General features: G+C 66.3%; 19 protein-coding genes and 1 pseudogene. 3 read left to right on the top strand and 17 right to left on the bottom strand.

Annotated features, from left to right (window positions below; translation table 11 throughout):
• Positions 1 to 40: 40 nt before the first annotated feature.
• The 8 genes and pseudogenes from dapA to F3J19_RS30530 form a co-directional block, all read right to left on the bottom strand.
• Entirely contained in the window at positions 41 to 958 is a 918-nt protein-coding gene (dapA, locus tag F3J19_RS30565; RefSeq protein ID WP_167049932.1) for a 4-hydroxy-tetrahydrodipicolinate synthase, read from the bottom strand.
• A gap of 43 nt (positions 959 to 1,001) precedes the next feature.
• Positions 1,002 to 1,603 (bottom strand): annotated as a pseudogene (locus F3J19_RS30560) (class I SAM-dependent methyltransferase).
• A gap of 28 nt (positions 1,604 to 1,631) precedes the next feature.
• Positions 1,632 to 2,834, bottom strand: coding sequence for a tryptophan--tRNA ligase (locus F3J19_RS30555; RefSeq protein ID WP_167049930.1), 1,203 nt, complete (start codon positions 2,832 to 2,834; stop codon positions 1,632 to 1,634).
• A 6-nt stretch (positions 2,835 to 2,840) separates the two neighbouring features.
• Positions 2,841 to 3,503, bottom strand: coding sequence for a site-2 protease family protein (locus F3J19_RS30550; protein WP_167049928.1), 663 nt, complete (start codon positions 3,501 to 3,503; stop codon positions 2,841 to 2,843).
• 47 nt (positions 3,504 to 3,550) lie between these two features.
• Entirely contained in the window at positions 3,551 to 4,186 is a 636-nt protein-coding gene (locus tag F3J19_RS30545; protein ID WP_167049926.1) for an L-threonylcarbamoyladenylate synthase, read from the bottom strand.
• Between the two features lie 212 nt (positions 4,187 to 4,398).
• On the bottom strand, positions 4,399 to 5,229 hold the full coding sequence (locus F3J19_RS30540) for a 3',5'-nucleoside bisphosphate phosphatase (RefSeq protein WP_167049924.1): 831 nt from the start codon (positions 5,227 to 5,229) through the stop codon (positions 4,399 to 4,401).
• A gap of 307 nt (positions 5,230 to 5,536) precedes the next feature.
• Complete coding sequence (locus F3J19_RS30535; RefSeq protein ID WP_167049922.1) at positions 5,537 to 6,421, bottom strand: alpha/beta hydrolase; 885 nt, start codon at positions 6,419 to 6,421, stop codon at positions 5,537 to 5,539.
• A 69-nt stretch (positions 6,422 to 6,490) separates the two neighbouring features.
• A complete protein-coding gene (locus F3J19_RS30530; protein ID WP_240159362.1) occupies positions 6,491 to 7,447 on the bottom strand; it encodes a ferritin-like domain-containing protein in 957 nt (318 codons plus the stop codon).
• Between the two features lie 454 nt (positions 7,448 to 7,901).
• On the opposite strand from F3J19_RS30530, the gene F3J19_RS30525 reads away from it, so the two are divergent.
• The 3 genes from F3J19_RS30525 (at position 7,902) to F3J19_RS30515 (ending at position 10,103) form a co-directional block, all read left to right on the top strand.
• Complete coding sequence (locus F3J19_RS30525) at positions 7,902 to 8,426, top strand: gamma carbonic anhydrase family protein (protein ID WP_167049920.1); 525 nt, start codon at positions 7,902 to 7,904, stop codon at positions 8,424 to 8,426.
• A 65-nt stretch (positions 8,427 to 8,491) separates the two neighbouring features.
• The gene (gene hslO / locus F3J19_RS30520) at positions 8,492 to 9,442 is read left to right on the top strand and encodes an Hsp33 family molecular chaperone HslO (protein ID WP_167049917.1); all 951 of its coding nucleotides are present in this window, start codon (positions 8,492 to 8,494) and stop codon (positions 9,440 to 9,442) included.
• Positions 9,443 to 9,713: 271 nt separating this feature from the next.
• Complete coding sequence (locus tag F3J19_RS30515) at positions 9,714 to 10,103, top strand: hypothetical protein (RefSeq protein WP_205193386.1); 390 nt, start codon at positions 9,714 to 9,716, stop codon at positions 10,101 to 10,103.
• A 153-nt stretch (positions 10,104 to 10,256) separates the two neighbouring features.
• Here the strand turns inward: F3J19_RS30515 and ftsB are convergent, their stop codons facing one another.
• The 9 genes from ftsB to F3J19_RS30470 all read right to left on the bottom strand — a co-directional run bounded on the left by ftsB (position 10,257) and on the right by F3J19_RS30470 (position 21,443).
• On the bottom strand, positions 10,257 to 10,691 hold the full coding sequence (gene ftsB / locus F3J19_RS30510) for a cell division protein FtsB (protein ID WP_167049915.1): 435 nt from the start codon (positions 10,689 to 10,691) through the stop codon (positions 10,257 to 10,259).
• Between the two features lie 107 nt (positions 10,692 to 10,798).
• Positions 10,799 to 12,082: a phosphopyruvate hydratase gene (eno, locus tag F3J19_RS30505; RefSeq protein ID WP_075301327.1), complete on the bottom strand. Its 1,284-nt coding sequence runs from the start codon at positions 12,080 to 12,082 to the stop codon at positions 10,799 to 10,801.
• 225 nt (positions 12,083 to 12,307) lie between these two features.
• Positions 12,308 to 13,162: a 3-deoxy-8-phosphooctulonate synthase gene (kdsA, locus tag F3J19_RS30500; protein WP_167049913.1), complete on the bottom strand. Its 855-nt coding sequence runs from the start codon at positions 13,160 to 13,162 to the stop codon at positions 12,308 to 12,310.
• Complete coding sequence (locus tag F3J19_RS30495; protein WP_167049911.1) at positions 13,159 to 14,832, bottom strand: CTP synthase; 1,674 nt, start codon at positions 14,830 to 14,832, stop codon at positions 13,159 to 13,161. The genes kdsA and F3J19_RS30495 overlap by 4 nt, the downstream gene beginning before the upstream one ends.
• A 143-nt stretch (positions 14,833 to 14,975) precedes the next feature.
• Positions 14,976 to 15,779 carry an alpha/beta hydrolase gene (locus F3J19_RS30490; RefSeq protein WP_167049909.1) on the bottom strand — a complete coding sequence of 268 codons (804 nt, stop codon included), beginning with the start codon at positions 15,777 to 15,779 and terminating at the stop codon, positions 14,976 to 14,978.
• 57 nt (positions 15,780 to 15,836) lie between these two features.
• Positions 15,837 to 18,503 (bottom strand): DNA internalization-related competence protein ComEC/Rec2, encoded by a 2,667-nt coding sequence (locus F3J19_RS30485; protein ID WP_167049908.1) that lies wholly within the window; start codon positions 18,501 to 18,503, stop codon positions 15,837 to 15,839.
• Positions 18,504 to 18,615: 112 nt separating this feature from the next.
• The gene (locus tag F3J19_RS30480; protein WP_167049906.1) at positions 18,616 to 19,404 is read right to left on the bottom strand and encodes a TatD family hydrolase; all 789 of its coding nucleotides are present in this window, start codon (positions 19,402 to 19,404) and stop codon (positions 18,616 to 18,618) included.
• A gap of 37 nt (positions 19,405 to 19,441) precedes the next feature.
• The gene (lolD, locus tag F3J19_RS30475; RefSeq protein ID WP_205193384.1) at positions 19,442 to 20,197 is read right to left on the bottom strand and encodes a lipoprotein-releasing ABC transporter ATP-binding protein LolD; all 756 of its coding nucleotides are present in this window, start codon (positions 20,195 to 20,197) and stop codon (positions 19,442 to 19,444) included.
• On the bottom strand, positions 20,190 to 21,443 hold the full coding sequence (locus F3J19_RS30470; protein WP_167049903.1) for a lipoprotein-releasing ABC transporter permease subunit: 1,254 nt from the start codon (positions 21,441 to 21,443) through the stop codon (positions 20,190 to 20,192). Before F3J19_RS30470 ends, lolD begins: the two co-directional genes overlap by 8 nt.
• Positions 21,444 to 21,683: the final 240 nt, after the last annotated feature.

The raw sequence follows: 21,683 nt of genomic DNA, 5'->3' as shown, positions 1-21,683 counted from the left end.
GGCCTGGCGTAGATACGGGCGAACTGTCGGGCCGGCCCGCTTAACCTAGCAGGCCCGCTTCGCGCAGCGCGCCGCGCACCACATCGTGGTATTGCGCGTCGAGCGGCGTAAGCGGCAAACGGATACCGCCCTGCACACGCCCGAGTTGCTGCAGCGCCCATTTCGTCGGAATCGGATTCGCCTCGGCGAACAGGTACTTGTGCAGCGACAGCAGTTTCAGATGAATTTCGCGCGCGGTCTTCGCATCCGCGGCGAGCGCGGCCTTGCACAGATCGCTCATGGCGCGCGGCGCGACGTTGGCCGTGACCGAGATATTGCCGTGGCCGCCGAGCAGCATCAGCGCGATCGCGGTGGGATCGTCGCCGCTATAGATGCCGAAGTGGGCCGGCGCCGCCTTGATCAGATGCGCGGCGCGGTCGATGTTGCCGGTCGCTTCCTTCACGCCGACGATGCCCGGCACCTGCGCACAGCGCAGGATGGTCTCGTTGCTCATGTCGGCAACGGTGCGGCCCGGCACGTTGTAGAGGATCACCGGCAGATCGACGGTTTCGGCGATCTTCGCGAAATGGCGGTAGATGCCTTCCTGCGTCGGCTTGTTGTAATACGGCACGACCTGCAGCGTCGCGTCGGCACCGACGTCCTTCGCATGCCGCGTCAGTTCGATCGCCTCGGACGTCGAATTGGCACCCGCGCCAGCGATCACCGGAATACGGCCCGCGCAGTGCTCGACCGCGGTCTTGACCATGAGCACGTGCTCTTCGACCGACAGTGTGGCCGATTCGCCGCTCGTGCCGACCACGACGAGCGCGTCCGTCCCTTCCGCGACGTGCCAGTCGACCAGTTTTCGGAACGCCGGCAGATCGAGGCTGCCGTCTTCGAACATCGGGGTGATGATGGCAGGAATGCTGCCGCGAATCTGCACGCCGCCGTTGGCGCCGCTCTGGTTGCCGTTAGTCATGAAAAGCCATGAATATGATCAGGTAAACCGCGATTGTAGCGGATTAGCCCGCCAACTCGTAACAAGGCGGGGCTGTTGCCTGGGGGGATCATGCGCGGGCGCCGGCTCGCGAATCGCGCAGATGCGCTGAACGTAGGCCGGGCGCGGTTCCGCGAGAAATCCATCCTGAAATGCGACTACCCGCAACTGGCCGCGCACCCTCTCGAGAAGCTCGCCCGGCGCCAGTAGAAACGCCGGGTTGGACGGTTTGCCGACGCTTTCGTTGCCTTGCGCGAAGGTCTCGTAAACCAGTACGCCGCCCGGCGCGAGCGCGCGCAGAAGGGATGGGAAAAGCGGCCGGTGCAGATAGTTCGTCACGACGACCGCAGCAAATCCGGCGGTGTCGGCAAGCGGCCACGGCGCGCCTTCGAGGTCGGCCACGAGCGGGGTGACGAGCGGCGCGGCGCGCAACATGCCGAGCGCGGCCGCGTCGCGGTCGAGCGCCGTCACCGGATGCCCGCGCGACGCGAAAAACCGCGCATGACGCCCCGCGCCCGAGGCGACGTCGAGCACCGCGCCACCCGGCGCGACCAGATGCGCCCAGTCGCGCACCCAGCGCGACGCTTCACCGAGGCCGTGCATGCCGGCGGCAGTGGGTGTGCTCATTGCTGCGCGGCGGTAGCTCGATGGCCCATCAGTTGTACGACAGCCCCATCGCCTCGCGGACGTCGCGCATCGTTTCCGTCGCGAAGCGGCGCGCCTTGTCGCAACCGTCGGCGACGATCGCGCGCAGCAGCGAGGGGTCGTCCATGTACTTCTGCGCACGCTCGAGCATCGGCTGCTGCTCGCGCAGAATGCCTTCGATAACCGGCTGCTTGCAGTCGAGACAGCCGATGCCCGCCGAGCGGCAGCCCTTCTGCACCCACTCGTGCGTCGCTTCGTCGGTGTAGACCTGGTGCAGTTGCCACACCGGGCATTTGTCCGGATCGCCTGGATCGGTGCGGCGCACGCGCGCCGGGTCGGTCGGCATCGTGCGGACTTTCTTCGTGATCGTTTCCGCGTCTTCGCGCAGGCCGATCGTGTTGCCGTACGACTTCGACATCTTCTGGCCGTCGAGACCCGGCATGCGCGACGCTTCGGTCAGCATGGCCTGCGGCTCGACGAGGATGATCTTGCGCGAGCCTTCGAGATAGCCGAACAGACGCTCTCGATCGCTCATCGACAGGCTCTGCGATTCCTGCAGCAGCGCCCGCGCGCGTTCGAGCGCCTCGTCGTCGCCTTCCTGCTGATACGCGTTGCGCAACTCGTGATAGAGCTTCGAGCGCTTGCCGCCGAGCTTCTTCGCGGCCTCGTTGGCCTTTTCCTCGAAACCCGGCTCGCGGCCGTACAGGTAGTTGAAGCGGCGCGCGATTTCGCGCGTCATTTCGACGTGCGGCACCTGGTCTTCGCCGACCGGCACGAGCGAGCCGCGATACAGCAGGATGTCGGCCGCCATCAGCACCGGGTAGCCAAGGAAGCCGTAGGTGGACAGGTCCTTGTCCTTGAGCTTTTCCATCTGCTCCTTGTAGGTCGGCACGCGTTCGAGCCAGCCGAGTGGCGTGCTCATGCCGAGCAGCAGCGCGAGCTCGGCATGCTCGGGCACCTTGCTCTGGATGAACAGCGTTGCCTGGGCCGGATCGATGCCGGAAGCGAGCCAGTCGACCAGCACGTCCCAAACGTTCTTTTCGATCACTTCGGGCGTTTCGTAGTGCGTCGTCAGTGCGTGCCAGTCGACCACGCAGAAGAAGCACGGGTACTCGGACTGCAGCCGCACCCAGTTTTTCAGTACGCCGTGATAGTGGCCGAGGTGCAGCGACCCGGTGGGCCGCATGCCGGAGAAGATACGGTCTGGGAACATGGTTATTTAGAAAAGCGAAACAAGTGGAGTCAGAATTGCGGTAATCGCGCTATAGCCGAGCGTGACGAGCGGCTTTAACCAGAAACGCGTGAGCGTGCCCGTCATGACGAGCGCCATGACGATGAAAAAGCCGTACGGTTCGAGCCGCGCGAGCGAAATCGCCTGCTTCGGCGGCAACAGCGCCATCAGCACGCGGCCGCCGTCGAGCGGCGGCAGCGGAAAGAGGTTCAGCACGCCGAGCACCAGATTCACGCCGACGCCCGCGCCGGCCATGCGCGTGAAAAACGGTTCGTCGATATTGAGCACCGCGAGCACGACGCCGAACACGCCCCACGCCAGCGCCTGGATGAAGTTGCACACGGGACCGGCCGCCGCGACCCACAGGCTGCCCCAGCGCGGATTGCGCAGATTGCCGAACGCGACCGGCACCGGCTTCGCGTAGCCGAACATGAACGCGCCGCTCGTCGCGAAATAGAGCAGGAGCGGAATCGCGATCGTGCCGAGCGGATCGATATGGCGCATCGGGTTCAGCGACACGCGGCCGAGCACGTAGGCGGTGTTGTCGCCGAGCCAGCGCGCGACGTAGCCGTGCGCCGCTTCGTGCAGCGTGATCGCGAAAATAACCGGAAGCGCGTAGACCGCGACGGTCTGTATCAGGGAAGAATCCATATGCCGTTATTGTAACAATGCGCTTGCGCGCGTCTGCCCGCTTTCGCTCATGCCGCTTCCGCGAGGCCGAACGGCGCGAGCGAACCCCGCCCTGCCCGCACCAGTACGGGCTCCGCGCCGGTCAGGTCGATCACGGTGGACGGCTCGCATACGCAAGGGCCGCCGTCGATCACGAGATCAAGCTGCTTTTCGAGCCGCGCGCGAATGTCCTCGGGATCGTTCAGCGGCTCGGTTTCGTCGGGCATGATCAGCGTCGAGCCGAGCAGCGGCTGACCGAGTTCCTCGAGAATCGCGAGCGTGATCGCATGATCCGGCACGCGCAGGCCGATCGTCTTGCGCGACGGATGCGAGACGCGCCGCGGCACTTCCTTCGTCGCCTGCAGCACGAACACGTACGGGCCCGGCGTCACCGATTTGAGCAGCCGGTACTGCCGGTTGTCCACCATCGCGAAATTGGCGAGCTCCGACAGATCGCGCACGAGCAGCGACAGCAGCTGCTTTTCATCGAGCCCGCGAATGCGCCGCAGACGCTCGACCGCATCCTTGTCGTCGAGATGGCAGGCGAGCGCATAGGTCGAATCGGTCGGCAACGCGACCACGCCGCCGTCGTTGATGATCTGCACGGCCTGCTTGACGAGGCGCGGCTGCGGATTGTCGGGATGAAGCCGGAAGTATTGGGACATGGTGGTTCACGATGACGGCGGATGAACGGCTGCGGCTGGCATGCGGCAAACGGATCGCACGTGCCCTGCGAATGGAGGACGGCTGGCCCGCGGAATGCAATGCCTCGAAGAGGCATCCGCATGGCACGGCGCCGCCAGGGGGCTGGTGCGCACGCGCTCGCCTGATCGGGCCAGCCCGCGCGCGTGACGTGCCGTCATGGCACGGCGCGCGGTCACAGCCAGCGTTCCCAGACGGGCTTGAGATCGGCGGGCAGCGGCGGCAGCGCGCCGAGTTCGATGCGGCCCTCGCCGGGCGCGTGGAAATCGGACCCGCGCGAGGCCTCGAAGCCGAAGCGGCGCGCGACGTCTGCGTATTCGCGATACTGGTCGGGCGTGTGGCTGCCCGTCACCACCTCGATCGCCTTGCCGCCGAGGTCGATGAATTCGCCGAAAAACGCGTCGAATTCGAGCGGTGAATACGCGTAGCGACCCGGATGCGCGACGATCGCCTCGCCGCCCGCGGCCTGGATCCAGCCCACCGCGTCGGCGAGTTTCGCCCAGCGGTGCGCGACGTAGGCCGGCTTGCCGTCGCCGAGATAGCGGTCGAACACTTCCTGCGTAGTGCCGCAGTGGCCGTGCTCGACCATGAAGCGCGCGAAGTGCGTGCGCGACATCATGTCGGGATTCGAGACGTATTCGAGCGCGCCCTCGTACGCGCCGGGAATGCCGAGCGCGGCCAGTTGCTCGCCGATCGCCTCGGCGCGCGCGGCACGGCCGTCGCGCGTGCGCGCGAGACCGTCGATCAGAATCCGGCTGGTCGGATCGATACCGAGCCCGACGATATGCACGGTGCGCCCCGCCCATGTGACCGAAATCTCGACGCCGCTCAGATAGCGCATACCGAGCGCTTCGGAGGTGGCGCGCGCTTCGTGCTGACCGCCGACTTCGTCGTGATCGGTGAGCGCCCACAGCGTCACGCCGTTCGCGTGCGCACGGCGCGCGACGTCGGCCGGCGCGAACTGGCCGTCGGAAACGGTGGAGTGGCAGTGAAGATCGGCGTTCATCGTGGTCCTGGAGAGATTCTCCAGCCATTTTACTGCAACGCAGTAAGGGCCCGCAGGGCTATCTTGCGGTGGCGGCTGCGGGCGCTTGCTGTGCACGCTTGCTGCCGGCACTTGCTGCATGCGCCGGCGCCGGACGCGTGCCGCGCCGCGTCACGGCGGATACGGGCCGCGGGCTCGGTTGCGGGCGCGGATAGAAGCTCGAATACAGGCAAGCGCGCCTGCGCGCAGACGGCCCAACACTGGCAACAAACGCCGCCCCCCTAAAACCTCTCCAGACCTTCGCAATGAAGCCGCCTAATAAAGCCGCCTAAGCGCAACACCCCTCGATCAGCGCCGCGATCTGCTCCGGCTGGTCGTGATGCACCATGTGCCCGGCCTCGTCGATGATCTTCTCGCGCCAGTCGGGAAACGCCTGAAAACGCGCCTTGAATTCGTCGAGCGGAATCTCGCCGGCGATCTGCGCGAGCGTCGGCGACCCGGCGGCCTCGACGTGCAGCACCCTCGCCCTCACCTTGCGCCATACGGCCATCACCTCGTCGAGGCGATACAGCGTCGGCCCGCGCACCTTGTGCGCGGGGTCGGCGAGCAGCATGAAGCGCCCTTCGCCATCCGGCTTCGACCAGTGCCGCGCGAGAAACTTCGCGCGCCGCGGATCGAGCCGCGGATTGGTTTTGGTGAGGCGCGCGGCCACCTCGTCGAGCGACGCATAGCGCCTCAGCTGCGGCGGATCGCGCAATTCGTCGAGCCAGTTGAGCAAGCGCCTGGGCGCCTGCGCCGGATGCGACGGCGCGAGCCCAAAGCCCTCGAGATCGACCACGCGCCGCACCCGCTCCGGCCGCACGCCCGCGTACACGCACACGATGTTCGCGCCCATGCTGTGGCCGACCAGATTGACCTCGCCTTTTGGCGCGTAGTGGTCGACGAGCGCGTCGAGATCGCCGAGATAGTCCTGAATCCAGTAGCTGCCGCCGCCGCGCTCGGCAACCGGCCAGTCAGACAGGCCGAAGCCGCGCATGTCGGGCGCGATCACCTGCCAGTCGCCGCCGAGCGCCTCGACGACGAACTGGAACGAGGCCCCCACGTCCATCCAGCCATGCAGCATGAACAGGATCGGCGCGTCGGGACGGCCCCAACGCCGCACGTGCAGACGGACGCCGCGCACGGCGACGAACTCGGAGCGGGAAGTATTCATGAGCGGCGCACCCACAAAAAAGAATGATCGTTCGATTATAGAGACCGCCGGCTGATACGGGGAGAGCGATTATCGAAGCGGTGTTCGGTCGTCCGCGTCGGTCGGGTCCGGCGTCGGCCCCTGCGGTTGCGGTTGCGGTTGCGGTTGCGGTTGCGGTTGCGGTTGCGGTTGCGGTTGCGGTTGCGGTTGCGGCTGCGCGTCGAGCCCCGCGAGCGCGGCGAGTTCGGCTTCGTCGAAACCGGCGTCGCGACGTGCTTCGAAATTGAACGGACCGCGTAACTTCGGCGCGTGGTATTGATCGGCGAGACGCTGATAGGTCTCGTGCGGATCGAGCCCGTGCGCCCCGCACAGGTGGCGGAACCAGCGGTTGCCGATCAGCACGTGGCCGATCTCGTCGCGCAAGATCACGTCGAGAATCGCCGCCGACGCCTGATCGCCCGCCTGCTGCAAACGCGCGCGAATCGGCGGCGAGGCGTCGAGGCCGCGCGCTTCGAGCGTGCGCGGCACCAGCGCCATGCGCGCGAGCACGTCGCCGCGGGTGCGCTCGCACATGTCCCACAGGCCGCCGTGCGCCGGGAAGTCGCCGTAGGCATGGCCGTATTCGGCGAGCCGCGCGGCGAGCAGCGAGTAGTGATAGGCCTCTTCGGCGGCGACCTTGAGCCAGTCGGCATAGAACCCGGCGGGCATGCCGGAGAAGCGCCATACGGCGTCGAGCGCGAGATTGATCGCGTTGAACTCGATGTGCGCGAGCGCATGCAGCAATACCGCGCGGCCCTGCGGCGACTGCATGCTGCGCCGGCCGAGCTGGCGCGGCTCGACGAGTTCGGGCCGCACGGGACGGCCCGGCAGGCCGGCCGGCTCGGCCAGTTCGAGATCGGCGTGACAGACGGCGCGACCGTCGAGCACGGCGGCATACAGTGCGCGAGCCGCATCCGCCTTGATGGCCGGATCGCTGTCGCGCAAGGCGGCGAGCGCGGCACGGCGCGCGCACGAAGGCTCGTCGCGGGAATCCGATGCGCAGGACATGGATGAAACAGGCGAAGCGGCGGACGTCATGGGAAGCGGATCGGCAACGAAATCAACTGAGGCAACGGATAAAGCGGCCGGAGACGCTGCGGTAAACGTGGCCAAGTCGAGCCCCGCTCGTACCGCCAACGCGCGACAAAACGCGCAGAAGCGCCACGGCATGCGGCCCACGCGACGAGTGGCCATGCGTAACCGCTACGCACAACAAGCCCATGCGGCGACGAACCGGACACCACGGCGCCGCTTCTCTCACGTTCTCGCCGGCAATCACCGCGAAATCGCAAGCGCGCACCTTGGCGCGCGCGCCGAGCGGCCCGGCCACACAACCGTTTACAATACCCGATTCGACCATCCGGCGCGCCTGCGGGCGCGTCCGTCAGGCCCGCGAAGTCAGGCCGGCAACGCGCGACAGCGGCCAGGCGCCGCATGCGGCGACCGATCAACAGGAGACATTGTGACGATTTACAAGCTGGGCGAAGCCGCCCCGAACATCCATGAAAGCGTGTTCGTCGCGGATTCGGCGAACATCATCGGCAACGTGACGCTCGAGGAAAACGCGAGCGTGTGGTTCGGCGCGACGCTGCGCGGCGACAACGAGCCGATCACGATCGGCGCCGGCAGCAACGTGCAGGAAAGCGCGGTGCTGCACACCGACCCCGGCTATCCGCTGACGGTCGAGCCGAACGTGACGATCGGCCACCAGGTCATGCTGCACGGCTGCACGATCAAGGAAGGTTCGCTGATCGGCATTCAGGCCGTGGTCTTGAATGGCGCGGTGATCGGCCGCAACTGTCTGGTCGGAGCGGGTGCCGTCGTCACCGAGGGCAAGGTGTTTCCCGACAATACGCTGATTCTCGGCGCGCCCGCCAAGGTCGTGCGCGAACTGACGGAAGCGGATATCGCCAACATGCGGCGCGGCGCGGCAAGTTATGTCGAGCGCCGCGAGTATTTCAAGGCGCAGCTCGTGCGCATCGGCTAGACGGCCGGCGCGCGCGGTGCGCAATGACGCGGCATCGCGCCGCGTCACTCCATCGAGGAAAAGTTGTGAGCGACCAGTTGCAAAAATTCATGTTCAGCGCGGCGCCGGTGCGCGGCGAGATCGTTTCGTTGCGCAATACGTGGCAGGAAGTATTGACGCGGCGCGATTATCCGGCGCCCGTGCGAACGATCCTGGGCGAAATGATGGCCGCGTGCGCGCTGCTGTCGGCGAACCTGAAGTTCGACGGCACGCTCGTCATGCAGATTTTCGGCGATGGCCCGGTCAAGATGCTGGTCGTGCAGTGCAGTTCGAACCTGACGATGCGCGCCACCGCGAAGCTCTCGGGCGAGAACGGCCCGGCGCTCGAAGACACGACCTCGCTCGTCGATCTCGTCAACGCGAGCGGCCACGGCCGCTGCGTCATCACGCTCGACCCGGCCGACAAACAGCCCGGCCAGCAGCCGTACCAGAGCATCGTGCCGCTCTCGGGCGTCGACGGGCCGCTCAAGTCGATCGCCGAGGTGCTCGAACACTACATGCATCACTCGGAGCAGCTCGACACGCGCATGTGGCTCGCGGCGAACACCGAGCGCGCGGTCGGCATGCTGTTGCAGAAGCTGCCCGGCGACGGCGGCATCGTCCCGCATCCGGGCCAGCTCGATGCGGACACGTGGGAGCGCGTCTGCACGCTCGGCGGCACGCTGTCGCAGGACGAACTGCTGAAGGAAGAACCGGAGACGGTTTTCCGCCGGCTCTTCTGGCAGGAAAACGTGCTGCATTTCGAGCCGGTCACGACGCGCTTCGAATGCACGTGCTCGCGCGAAAAGGTCGGCGCGATGCTGAAGATGCTCGGCCGCGACGAAGTGGACGGCGTGATCGAAGAACGCGGCCACGTCGAGATTCACTGCGAGTTCTGCAACCAGCGCTACGAGTTCGACCCGGTCGACGTCGCGCAACTTTTCGTGGCAAGCGGACTTTCACAAGGCGTGACGCCGGCTACCGATCAGCGGCACTGAGGCTGCAGCGCGTGCCTGGGCAGGTTGCGTGAACGTCCGAGCTTGCCCTGGCTGCCGTGCGTGATAGGTGCTTCGTCGCTTTTCATAACGGCAGCCGCCACCGCGCCGCCCACTGCCGTCATGGCTCGGGCGGCGCACTGGCTTTCTCCGGCCGCGGCCTTTCTGACCGCCGAGCCTGATCGCCGTGGTGAATGTGCGTTGAACCATTCGCGCCGCTCACGGCACATGTCGGCCTCGCCCGCCAACGCGTCGAACCGATGGAGATTCGAACATGAAGCCCCCTCTTTTGCTGATACGTCATGCGCGCACGTTGACCGTACTGGCCGTGGTCGCGGGTAGCGCCGCACTCGCCGGCTGCACGATCGACCCGCCTGGCCCAATGCCGATTCTGAGCCGCCTGCCGTCCGATCAGGCCCCAGCGGCCGGCACCGGTCAAACGCTGACACCGGAAGAGCGTGCGCGCTATGACGCGATCGATCGCCAGGTCATGTACGAGCAGAATCAGTCGATGGCCGCAGAAGCCGCCGCTCAGGCGTGGTCGCGCTATGGCTCGCCAGCGCCGCCCATCACCGTGACCGGCGGCTTTTCGACCGGCAGTTGGGGACGGCGCGGATGGGGCACAGGCATTGGCGTCGGCTTCGGGCCGTACTGGGGTTGGTAGGATCGACGGCGACAGTACAAAGTACAAAGGAACAGGGCAATAAAAAAGCGCGGTTCAAAATGAACCGCGCTTTTTTTGCGTCCTTCGTGACTGACTCAGCCGAGCCCATTGAGCCCGTTGAGAGCCCACCAGGCCGGGACAACGCATCCAACTTCAATGCGCCGGCTTCTTCTCCTTCGCTACCGTCTTCCCGCCACGCTTGCGATCCGGCTTCGCGCGCGACTCCGGATTCGGCACCACGTGCAGCGGCGCGGCCGATACCTCGCCGCGCGTCGACGTATTCACCGACGGACCGTTCGACGCCGGCAACGGCTGGTTCGGCGACACGAACTGCACGAACACCTCGCCGTCCTTGACCATGCCCATCTCGTAGCGCGCCCGCTCTTCGACCGCGGCCGTGCCGTTCTGCAGATCCTGCACCTCGCCCTGAATGCGCTCGTTGCGCACCTTCGCGTCGGCATTCTTTTGCAGTTGCTGCGCGAGTTGCCCTTGCAACTCATGCACGCGCAGCCAGCCGCCATGCCCCCACCAGAGCGGGTACTGGATCAGCGCCAGCAGAACGATCAGGACAGCAGTGACAAGCCGCATGAAGTAAGCACAATAAATACGCGCCGCCCTGCGCTATACGCAGGGCGGCGAGGTCAATCAGAAACGAAGGATAACCGTCTCATCGATCAGCGCGAACAAGCTGCTGTTTAGCGCAGATTGTAGAACGCCGACTTGCCCGGGTAGCTCGCGATATCGCCGAGATCTTCCTCGATGCGCAGCAGCTGGTTGTACTTCGAGATACGGTCCGAACGCGACAGCGAACCGGTCTTGATCTGGCCCGCGTTGAGACCCACCGCGATATCGGCGATCGTCGAATCTTCGGTTTCGCCCGAGCGGTGCGAGATCACGGCCGTGTAGCCCGCGCGCTTCGCCATCTCGATCGCCGCAAAGGTTTCCGTCAGCGTGCCGATCTGGTTGATCTTGATGAGGATCGAATTCGCGATGCCCTTCTCGATGCCTTCCTTAAGGATGCGCGTGTTGGTCACGAACAGGTCGTCGCCGACCAGTTGCACCTTCTTGCCGAGCTTGTCGGTCAGCACCTTCCAGCCTTCCCAGTCGCCTTCGTGCATGCCGTCTTCGATCGACACGATCGGGAACTTGTCGGCGAGGTTCGCGAGGTAGTCCGCGAATTCCGTCGACGACAGTTGCAGGCCTTCGCCCGCCAGCTGGTACTTGCCGTCGTGGTAGAACTCGCTCGCCGCGCAGTCGAGCGCGAGCAGCACGTCTTCACCGGCGCGATAGCCTGCTTTCTCGATCGCCTGCAGGATCGTGGACAAGCATTCCTCGTTACTGCCGAAGTTCGGTGCGAAGCCGCCTTCGTCGCCGACGGCCGTGCTCATGCCGCGATCCGACAGGATCTTCTTCAGCGCGTGGAACACTTCGGCGCCGCAGCGCAGTGCTTCGCGGAAGGTCGGCTGGCTGACCGGCACGATCATGAATTCCTGGATGTCGAGGCTGTTGTTCGCGTGCGCGCCGCCGTTGACGATGTTCATCATCGGCACCGGCAGTTGCATCGCGCCCGAGCCGCCGAAGTAGCGATACAGCGGCAGGCCGGCTTCTTCAGCGGCGGCCTTCGCGACGGCCATCGACACGGCCAGCATCGCGTTCGCGCCGAGGCGCGACTTGTTGTCGGTGCCGTCGAGTTCGAGCAGCGTCTTGTCGAGGAAAGCCTGTTCGGAAGCGTCGAGGCCCATGATCGCTTCGGAGATTTCAGTGTTGATGTGCTCGACGGCCTTCAGCACGCCCTTGCCGCCGTAACGGCCGGCTTCGCCGTCGCGCAGTTCGATCGCTTCGCGCGAGCCGGTCGACGCGCCCGACGGCACCGCTGCGCGGCCCATCGTGCCCGATTCAAGCAGCACGTCGCATTCGACGGTGGGGTTGCCTCGCGAATCGAGAATCTCTCGACCGATGATGTCTACGATAGCACTCATGGTTTCCTCAAAGAAATGACGTTGAATTCTTTACTGTGACACTGTATCGCGCTGCCGATCCGGAGTTGGCGCTTAAGTGCCGACTCCCGTCCCCTGCAAAGCACCCGCCGGTCTCCCCGACAGACAACTCGCGCGCCGATACGTTCGACGGCCATTATGCGAAAACGCCGCGCGCCGATTATCGAGGTGGATCGTGAAAATCGCGACACGCGGTGCATGCCTGAATCAGTTGAAATCGCTTTCGAGGAACGGCCCGCGCTTGACGGCCTGGTCGAGCGTGACGAGCGTCTCGAGCAGATCGGCCATGCGCTTGAGCGGCACCGCGTTCGGCCCGTCCGACTTCGCCTGCGCCGGGTTCGGATGCGTTTCCATGAAGAGACCCGCAACGCCCACCGCGACCGCGGCACGCGCGAGCACCGGCACGAATTCGCGCTGGCCGCCCGAGCTCGTGCCCTGGCCGCCCGGCAACTGCACCGAGTGCGTCGCGTCGAACACGACCGGCGCGTTGGTCTCGCGCATGATCGCGAGCGAACGCATGTCCGACACGAGGTTGTTATAGCCGAACGACACGCCGCGCTCGCACGCCATGAAGCGGTCTTCCGACAGACCCGCTTCGCGCGCGGCGTCGCGCGCCTTGTCGATCACGTTCTTCATGTCGTGCGGCGCGAGAAACTGGCCCTTCTTGATATTGACCGGCTTGCCCGAGCGCGCGCAGGCGTGAATGAAGTCCGTTTGCCGGCACAGGAACGCCGGCGTTTGCAGCACGTCGACAACCGACGCGACCTGTTCGATTTCGTGTTCGGCGTGAACGTCGGTCAGCACCGGCAGGCCGAGCTGACGCTTCACTTCCGACAGGATGCGCAAACCTTCGTCCATGCCCAGACCGCGGAACGACTTGCCGCTGCTGCGGTTGGCCTTGTCGTACGACGATTTATAGATGAACGGAATGTTCAGCTTCGCGCAGATTTCCTTGAGGCGGCCGGCCGTGTCGATCGTCATCTGTTCCGATTCGACGACACAGGTACCGGCGATCAGGAAAAACGGCTTGTCGAGACCGATTTCGAAATCGCCCAGCTTCATGCTTTCTCCCTGACTGCGTTCGCGGTGCGCGACTGCTGATGCGCCAGCGCCGCCTCGACGAACGACTTGAACAGCGGGTGGCCATCGCGCGGCGTGGACGTGAATTCCGGGTGGAACTGCACGCCGACGAACCACGGGTGCATGCTGCGCGGCAGTTCCATCATTTCCGGCAGGTCCTCGCTCGGCGTACGGGCGCTAATGATGAGGCCGCCGGCTTCGAGTTGGGGCACGAAACGGTTATTGACTTCATAACGGTGGCGATGGCGCTCGTTCACGTCGCGGCCGTAGATTTCCTCGGCCATCGTGCCGGGCTTGATCGGGCAGCGCTGCGAACCGAGGCGCATCGTGCCGCCGAGGTCCGACTCTTCGGTGCGCTTCTCGACGCGGCCTTCGCGGTCGTACCACTCGGTGATCAGCGCGACCACGCGGTTCTTCGTTTCCTGATCGAACTCGGTGCTGTTCGCGTCCTTCAGGCCGACCACGTCGCGGGCGAATTCGATCACGGCAAGCTGCATGCCGAGGCAGATGCCGAGATACGGCACCTTCGCTTCGCGCGCATAGCGGATCGCGGCGATCTTGCCCTCGGTGCCGCGCCGGCCGAAGCCGCCCGGCACGAGCACCGCGTCGAGATGCCTGAGGCTCTCGACGCCTTGCGTCTCGATCTCTTCGGAGTCGATGTACTCAATGTTCACGCGCGTCGACGTGTGCATCGACGCATGGCGCAGCGCTTCGATCAGCGACTTGTACGACTCGGTCAGATCGACGTACTTGCCGACCATGCCGATCGTCACTTCGTGCTTCGGATTCTGCAGCTTCTCGACGAGGTCGGACCACATCGCGAGGTCCGCGGCCTTCGGCGTGAGCCTGAGCTCTTCGCAGATGATCGCGTCGAGCCCCTGGTCGTGCAGCATCTGCGGAATCTTGTAGATGCTGTCCGCGTCCCACACCGAAATCACCGCGTCTTCGGGCACGTTCGAGAACAGCGAGATCTTCGCGCGCTCGTCGTCCGGAATCGGCCGGTCGGCGCGACACAGCAGCACGTGCGGCGAGATGCCGATTTCGCGCAGCTTCTGCACGCTGTGCTGGGTGGGCTTGGTCTTCAGTTCGCCGGCCGTGGCAACCCAGGGCACGAGCGTCAGGTGCACGAAGCACGCGCTGTTGCGGCCGAGGCGCAAGCTCATCTGACGCGCGGCTTCGAGGAACGGCAGCGATTCGATGTCGCCCACCGTGCCGCCCACTTCGACGATCGCGACATCGGGCTCGCCGCACGTCGCGGAAGCCGCGCCGCGCTCGACGAATGCCTGGATTTCGTTCGTGATGTGCGGGATGACCTGCACCGTCTTGCCGAGATAATCGCCGCGGCGTTCCTTGCGGATCACCGATTCGTAAATCTGGCCCGTGGTGAAGTTGTTGGCCTTGCGCATCTTCGTGCTGATGAAGCGCTCGTAGTGGCCGAGGTCGAGGTCGGTTTCCGCTCCGTCTTCCGTCACGAACACTTCGCCGTGCTGAAACGGGCTCATCGTGCCGGGGTCGACGTTGATGTACGGATCGAGTTTGAGGAGGGTGACTTTGAGACCGCGCGATTCGAGGATCGCGGCGAGGGAAGCGGCGGCAATACCCTTGCCGAGGGAAGAAACTACGCCGCCGGTGACGAAAACATATTTGGTCATCGCTGGATGCTCGCGGGAAAAACGGATTATACCGTAAAGGATGGTCCCGACCCAGCAAAAAACGACCGGCCCGGCGCGCGCCGCCCCCTCCTCGCGTGCAACCCGGCGCCGCCATTTGCCACGCAAGTCGCACGCGCAGCGCCTCAGGCAAGCCGCTCCAGTTCGCGCAACATCCGCTGCACCGCGCGCGCCGTTTCGATCGGCCGCTCCATCGGATACAGATGGCTGCCTTCGATCCACTCAAGGTGGCCGCCGGTCGCGCGGCGCGTCGCATCGAGACCGGCCTGGCGGATTTCCTTCGAGCGCGTGCCGGCGATGAAACCGACCGGCACCGGCGCGCCGTGCGCGAGCCGCGCGCCGAGCGTGTGCGGCAGCGTGCGGTAAATCCGGTATTCGGTGCGGCGGTCGAATGCGAGCGCGCGCGTGCCGTCCGGCGCGCTCTGCGGAATGCCAAAGTCGATGTAGTCGGACAGCATGCGCTCGTCCCAGCGCGCGAACGCCGGCTTCGAATGGAAGTGCCGCCACGCTTCGTCGCGGCTTGCCCACTGCGTGCGCCGGGTGCGCGTCGCGGCGGCCGGCGAGAGCCGTTCGTCGAGCCCGGTCCATTGCGAGACACGTAGCATGCTGCTGCGCCAACCGGCGATCACCGGCGAGTCGAGCATCACCACGCCCCTCACCCACTGCGGCTTTTTCAGTGCGGCCATCAGCGACAGATAGCCGCCCAGCGAATGTCCGACGAGCCATACCGGCTGCTCGTACGCGCGGCCGATGTCTTCGAGCAACTGCTCGACCAGATGCGGCCAGTCCTGCGTGACCGGAAAGCGCGTGTCATGGCCGATGCGCTCGATGAAGCGCACCTCGTAGTCGTCGGAAAGTTCGGCGAAGATCGTCCGGTAGGTGGAAGCCGGAAAGCCGTTCGCATGAGAGAAATGAATGATGTTTTTCAACTGCGGCTATCTCCGTTTCTGTTTTTTGCGTGCGCCTTTGACAGGCGTCTCGCGCGCTCAACGCGCCATCCAGTAGCGCCGCCGCGTCTCGCGATAGCGCTCGAGCGTGAGCGCGGGGCCGTCCGCGCCGGGATCGACGTCCACCCGCACCGCGCCGTCCCGATCGCTGCGCCCGAGTTCGATATGGCGTGCCTCGTAGCGCTCGAACACGCCCGCATTCGGATGATGAAAACGATTTTCGTAGCCTACCTGAAATAGCGCGATGGACGGCTCGATAGAGTCGAGGAACGGCTCGGTCGACGAGGTCCTGCTGCCATGATGCGGCGCCATCAGCACCTGGGCGCGCAAGGCGCCGCGATCGCGCGCGAGCAGCGTGCGCTCGACCGGCGCCTCGATGTCGGCGGTCAGCAGGGCCGCGAAACGCGTCGTCTCTGTGCGAGCGCGCGATGTCGCGGCGAGCCCCGCGCGCGGCAACGTGCTGACCCTGAGCACGCAGCAACGATCGTTGTTCTTGCCGCTCGCGGGCCCGGCATCCGGCCACAGTATCGCGAATTCGACGCCGTCCCATTGCCAGCGCTGCCCCGCCGCGCACGGCAGCGTCCGCGCGCCGTGCCGCTGCGCGTACGGCCACAGCGCATTGTCCGGCGCGAGCGAGCCCACCATCTGACGCACCTCGATCGCATCGAGCACGGCAGGCACGCCGCCCGCATGATCGGAATCGGCGTGGCTGACGATCAGCGTGTCGAGCGTCGTCACGCCCTGCGCCTGCAGGAACGGCACGACCACGCGCTCGCCCGCGTGCGTCGATTCCGCGCCCGGCCCGGCATCGAACAGCAATGCGTGATGCGCGGTTTGCACGAGGATCGACGCGCCCTGCCCCACGTCGAGCGCCGTCAGACGGAACGCGCCCGCCGGCGCGGCAAGCGCGCCGTCCGCGCTGGGCATCAGCAACGGCAGCCACGTCAGCGGCGCGGCCCAGCGCAGCGGCCAGCCGCGTGGCGCGAGGCACCAGAGCACGCCGACCGCCGCCGCGGCAAGCGCCCATGCAGCGGGTTGCGGCAACCACCAGAGCGTCCAGCGCGGCCCCGTCAACCCCTGCAGGCCGAGCGCGAGCACGTCGAGCAACGTATGGGCGACGTGCCACGCGAATGCGTCGAGCGGCGCGGGCAACGCAACGCCCGTGAGCACCGCCGGCGTGACGAGCAGACTCACCCACGGAATCGCGAACGCGTTCGCCAGCGGCCCGACGAGCGGAATCTGCGCGAACCAGTAGACGGTGAGCGGCGCGAGCGCGAGTGTCACCGCGATCTGCACGTGCGCGGCGCCGCGCAGGCGTTCGACGAGCGCGCGCAAACGCCGACTCGAAGCGGCGCGCAGCGCCCGCAGGCCGGTTCCGGGGGCGGCCTCGTTGCATTCACCGCCGCATTCATCGCCGCGTTCGCCCCAACGTTCATCGCCCCGCCCGCGCAGACGACTGCGCACGCGCGGCCGCCCCGACATCGCAAACAGAATCGCGCCGACCGCGCAGAACGACAGCCAGAATCCCGCCGACACGACCGCCCACGGATCGATCAGCAGCACGAGCCCGAGCGCCCACGCAAGCACCGTCGAGCGCGCCAGATTGCGCCCGCCGACGAATGCCAGCGCGACGACCGCCGCCATCCACAGCGTGCGCTGCGCCGGCACGTTGAAGCCTGCGAGCGCCGCATGCAGGGCGGCAAACAGCGCACCGGCCGTCACGCCGACGATCTGCGCGGGCAGCCGCAACGGCCAGCCGCGCCCGAGCCAGCCCGAGCGCCGCCATACCGCGGCCGCCAGCCAGCCGGCCAGTCCCGCGACGAAGCCGATATGCAGCCCCGAAATCGCCACCAGATGACTCGTGCCGGTGCCGCGCATCAATTGCCAGTCGGCGGTGCTCACTTCGTCCTGCGCGCCGGTCGCGAGCGCGACGACGATCCCGCGATGCGGCGCATCGGCGAGCACCGTGTCGATCCGCGCACGCAACGCGGCACGCGAACGGTCGACCCACACCGCAAGCCCGCGCGCATAGCCCGGCAAACGCACCGCGCGATCCGCCGCGCTCACGTAACCAACCGCCCGCACGTTGCGCGCGAGCAGACTCGCTTCGGCATCGCGCACGCCGAAATTCGCATTGCCGTGCGGACGCTTCAACCGCACGGGCAGACGCCAGCGTTGACCGGGTTCGAGCGGCGGCGCCGGTGTGTCGCGAGCGATCCACGAGAGTTGAATCACCTGCGGAAAAGCGGCGAGCCCGGCATCGTTCGTCTCGACTTCGAACAGAAATCGCGCGCCTTTCTCGTCATGCGACGGCAAACCCTTGATGCTGCCGGCGACCTCGATATCGCGCCCTTCCCACGCGTGCGGCAAGCTCACCACGAGCCGCGTATGCGCGCGCACGGCGGCATAACCAAAGCCCGCGCAGATTGCCGCGCACCACACGGCGCTCCAGCCGATCATCCGCCGCACGCTCGCCTTACGGTACATGCGGCACAGGCGACACGCCAACCGCCACGCCAGCGAATCCGGCAACGCGCACCTGTACGCAAGGGGCGTCGCGGCGCGTTCCCGCAAGCCCCAAATCGCCACACCCAGCGCCGCGCCACCCAGCAAAACCAGCGTCCACCAGCCGGCCGTCCGCGGCAATGCCGCCTGCCGCTGCAAGCCGATCACACCCAACGCAAAACCGCACCACACTGCTCGCATCCGCCCTCCGCGCCGCCCCACGCGAGGCGAACCCACGCGCGGCGAACAGGCGACAGCAAGCCCACCGGGCGGGGGTGTCGCCCGGCGCGAACCCTTCGATCAATGGAATCGATTATGCAGAGGAAAGCGCGAGTCGCGGCAGCGCGGCGAGCGCGTTAGCCGTTGTGCTTAGGGCGGCTGAGTCGGGTGTGACATGGCGGAGCTGCGCGAGGCTCGCGCCGATTGCCGGAATCTGCTCGGGCGAGTTGCGCTGCCTGTACATCCACGACGGCGCGATGTCCGGCGCGTCGGTCTCGACGACGAGCGCATCGAACGGCAGTTGCTCGGCGAGACGCCGGATTTGCCGCGCGCGCTCGAACGTCAGATTGCCGCCGAAGCCGAGATGCAGCCCCTGGTCGAGATACGCCTGAGCCTGCTGGAAACTGCCGTTGAATGCGTGGGCGATGCCACGATGGATCTGATGCCGCCGCAGCCCCTTGATGACCTGATCCTGCGATTTGCGCACGTGGCAGATCACCGGCAGATCGAATTCGCGCGCGAGCTGCAACTGGCCGTTGTAGAAGAATTGCTGGCGCGCGTCGTCGAGACCTTCGACGAAATAGTCGAGCCCGATCTCGCCGATGCCGACGAAGCGCGGATCGTCGAGACTCGCCTCGATCTCCATGCGCAGCAGGTCGAGGTCGGCATCGTCGGCGCCGGGCGTGAAGAGCGGATGAATGCCGAGCGCGTACGCCCCGCCCTCGACGCGATGCGCGAGTTCGCGCACCGCCGCGAAATTCTGCCGCCCGATCGTCGGAATCACGATGCGCGAGACGCCCGCGCCGCGCGCGGCCGCCGCGACCGCGTCGCGATCGGCGTCGAATTCGGCAGCATCGAGATGGCAGTGCGTATCGATCCACATGAGTCGTCTCGCAAGCGGCGGGCGCGCCCCCGCGCACTCAAACCGGTACCGGCGGCTCCTCGTGCAGCACGCCGTCGCGCAGCCGCATGATGCGGTCGCAGCGCCCGGCCAGTTCCGGGTCGTGCGTGACGATCACGAAGCTCGTTTCGAGCGTGCGCGACAGTTCGAGCATCAGGTTGAAGACCGTGTCGGCGGTACCGCCGTCGAGGTTGCCGGTCGGCTCGTCGGCGAGCACGCAGGCGGGCTTCGTGACCAGCGCCCGCGCGATCGCGACGCGCTGGCGCTCGCCGCCCGACAGCTCGCCCGGCCGATGCTTCGCACGATGCCCCATGCCGACCTGTTCGAGCACGGCAAGCGCCTCGCGGCGCGCGGCCTCGGTCGTCTCGCGGCGAATCCGCAGCGGCATCGCGACATTGTCGAGCGCGGAAAATTCCGGCAGCAGATGGTGAAACTGATAGACAAAGCCAAGCGCGCGATTGCGCAGATCGTTGCGCTCGCGCTCGGAGAGCTTCGTGAACGGCTTGCCGAGCACCGACACCTGGCCCGCGCTCGGATCGTCGAGACCGCCGAGCACGTGCAGCAGCGTGCTCTTGCCGGAGCCCGACGCGCCGACGATCGCGAGCTTCTCGCCGCGCCGCACGGAAAGCTGCGTATTGTCGAGCACCCGCACGTTCAGCCCGCCCTGCACGAACGATTTGGAAATGCCGGTTGCTTCGAGCACGTACGGATACGACGCGGGGGCCTGAGCGGTCATGGACGATTCGGTTGAAGAATGGGCAAGGCGGTCATTCATAGCGCAGCGCCTCCGCCGGACGGACCTTCGCGCCGCGCCAGCTCGGGTAGAGCGTGGCCAGCGCCGAGAGCACGAACGCGATGATGCCGATGCGCGCGACGTCGGCCGGAATCAGCTCGGACGGCAGCTCGCTGATGAAGTACACCGACGGCGGCAGGAACTGCACGCCGAACAGATGCTCGATCATCGGCACGAGCCACGGAATGCTCCACGCGATCAGGCAGCCGAGCGCGACGCCGGTCGCCGTGCCGATGAAGCCGATCGTCACGCCCTGCACGACGAAAATCTTCATGATCGAGCGGGGCTGCGCGCCGAGCGTGCGCAGGATCGCGATGTCGGCCTGCTTGTTGGTCACGGTCATCACGAGCGACGACACGAGGTTGAACGCCGCGACCGCGATGATCAGCGTGAGGATGATGAACATCATGCGCTTTTCGATCTGCACGGCCGAGAACCAGGTCTTGTTCTGCTGCGTCCAGTCGCGAATGTAGAGATCGCCCGACAGGGTGCGCGCGAGCTGATGCGCGACCTCGGGCGCGCGCTGCATGTCGGTCAGGCGCAGCCGCACGCCGCTCGGCGCGGGTAGCCGGAACAGCGCCTGCGCGTCCTTGATGTTGATCAGCGCGAGCGTGCTGTCGTATTCGTAATGCCCCGACTCGAAGATGCCGACCACCGTGAACTGCTTCAGGCGCGGCAGCATGCCGGCCGGCGTGATCGTGCCCTCGGGCGCGACCAGCGTGATCTTGTCGTTGACCTGCACGCCGAGATTGGCGGCGAGGTCCGCGCCGAGCACGATGCCGAAGTCGCCCGGCACGAGGTCGGTCAGCTTGCCGCCTTTCATTTCCTTGCCGATGTCGGACACTTCCGGTTCGAGCGTCGGCTCGACGCCGCGCAGCGCGACGCCGCTCACCGCGTCCTGGCGCGTGAGCAGCGCCTGCGCCTCGACGTACGGCGCCGCGCCGATCACTTCCTTGTTCTGCCGCGCTTCCTTCGCGGTCAGTTGCCAGTCGGGCATCGAGCCGGTCGGCGAAAAGATCTCGACGTGCGCGAGCACCGACAGCATGCGGTCGCGCACCTCTTTCTGAAAGCCGTTCATCACCGACAACACGACGATCAGCGCCGCGACGCCGAGCGCAATGCCCGACATCGACACCAGCGCGATGAACGAGATGAAGCCGTTACCGGTCGTGCGTTTGCCGGCGCGCGTGTAGCGCCAGCCAATCTGCCATTCGTAGGGAAATTTCAAGCGAATCCTTTTCTGCGTTCTTCGACTGAGTGCGGTGCACCACCGGCGCGTGGCGCCCGCCGTGCGGCCCGGGCGTCGTGATCGTTGGGCTCGCGGCGGCGCGGATCGTTCCGCGTGGGGTGCGAAGCGCGGCCACCGCCTTCTGCGATCAAGCGCGAAGTTTGCCATACAAATGGCGCCGGATAATGCAACGGCCCGCAACGGCCGTGCCGGTCGTGTCCCGTGGCGCAGAACCGTATG

Origin of the sequence: Burkholderia sp. Ax-1724 (assembly GCF_011752995.1) — a bacterium.
In the GTDB taxonomy this organism is placed as follows: Bacteria; Pseudomonadota; Gammaproteobacteria; order Burkholderiales; family Burkholderiaceae; genus Paraburkholderia.
The sequence above is the reverse complement of the archived record's forward strand: the minus strand, read 5'-3'. Positions and strand labels throughout refer to the sequence as shown.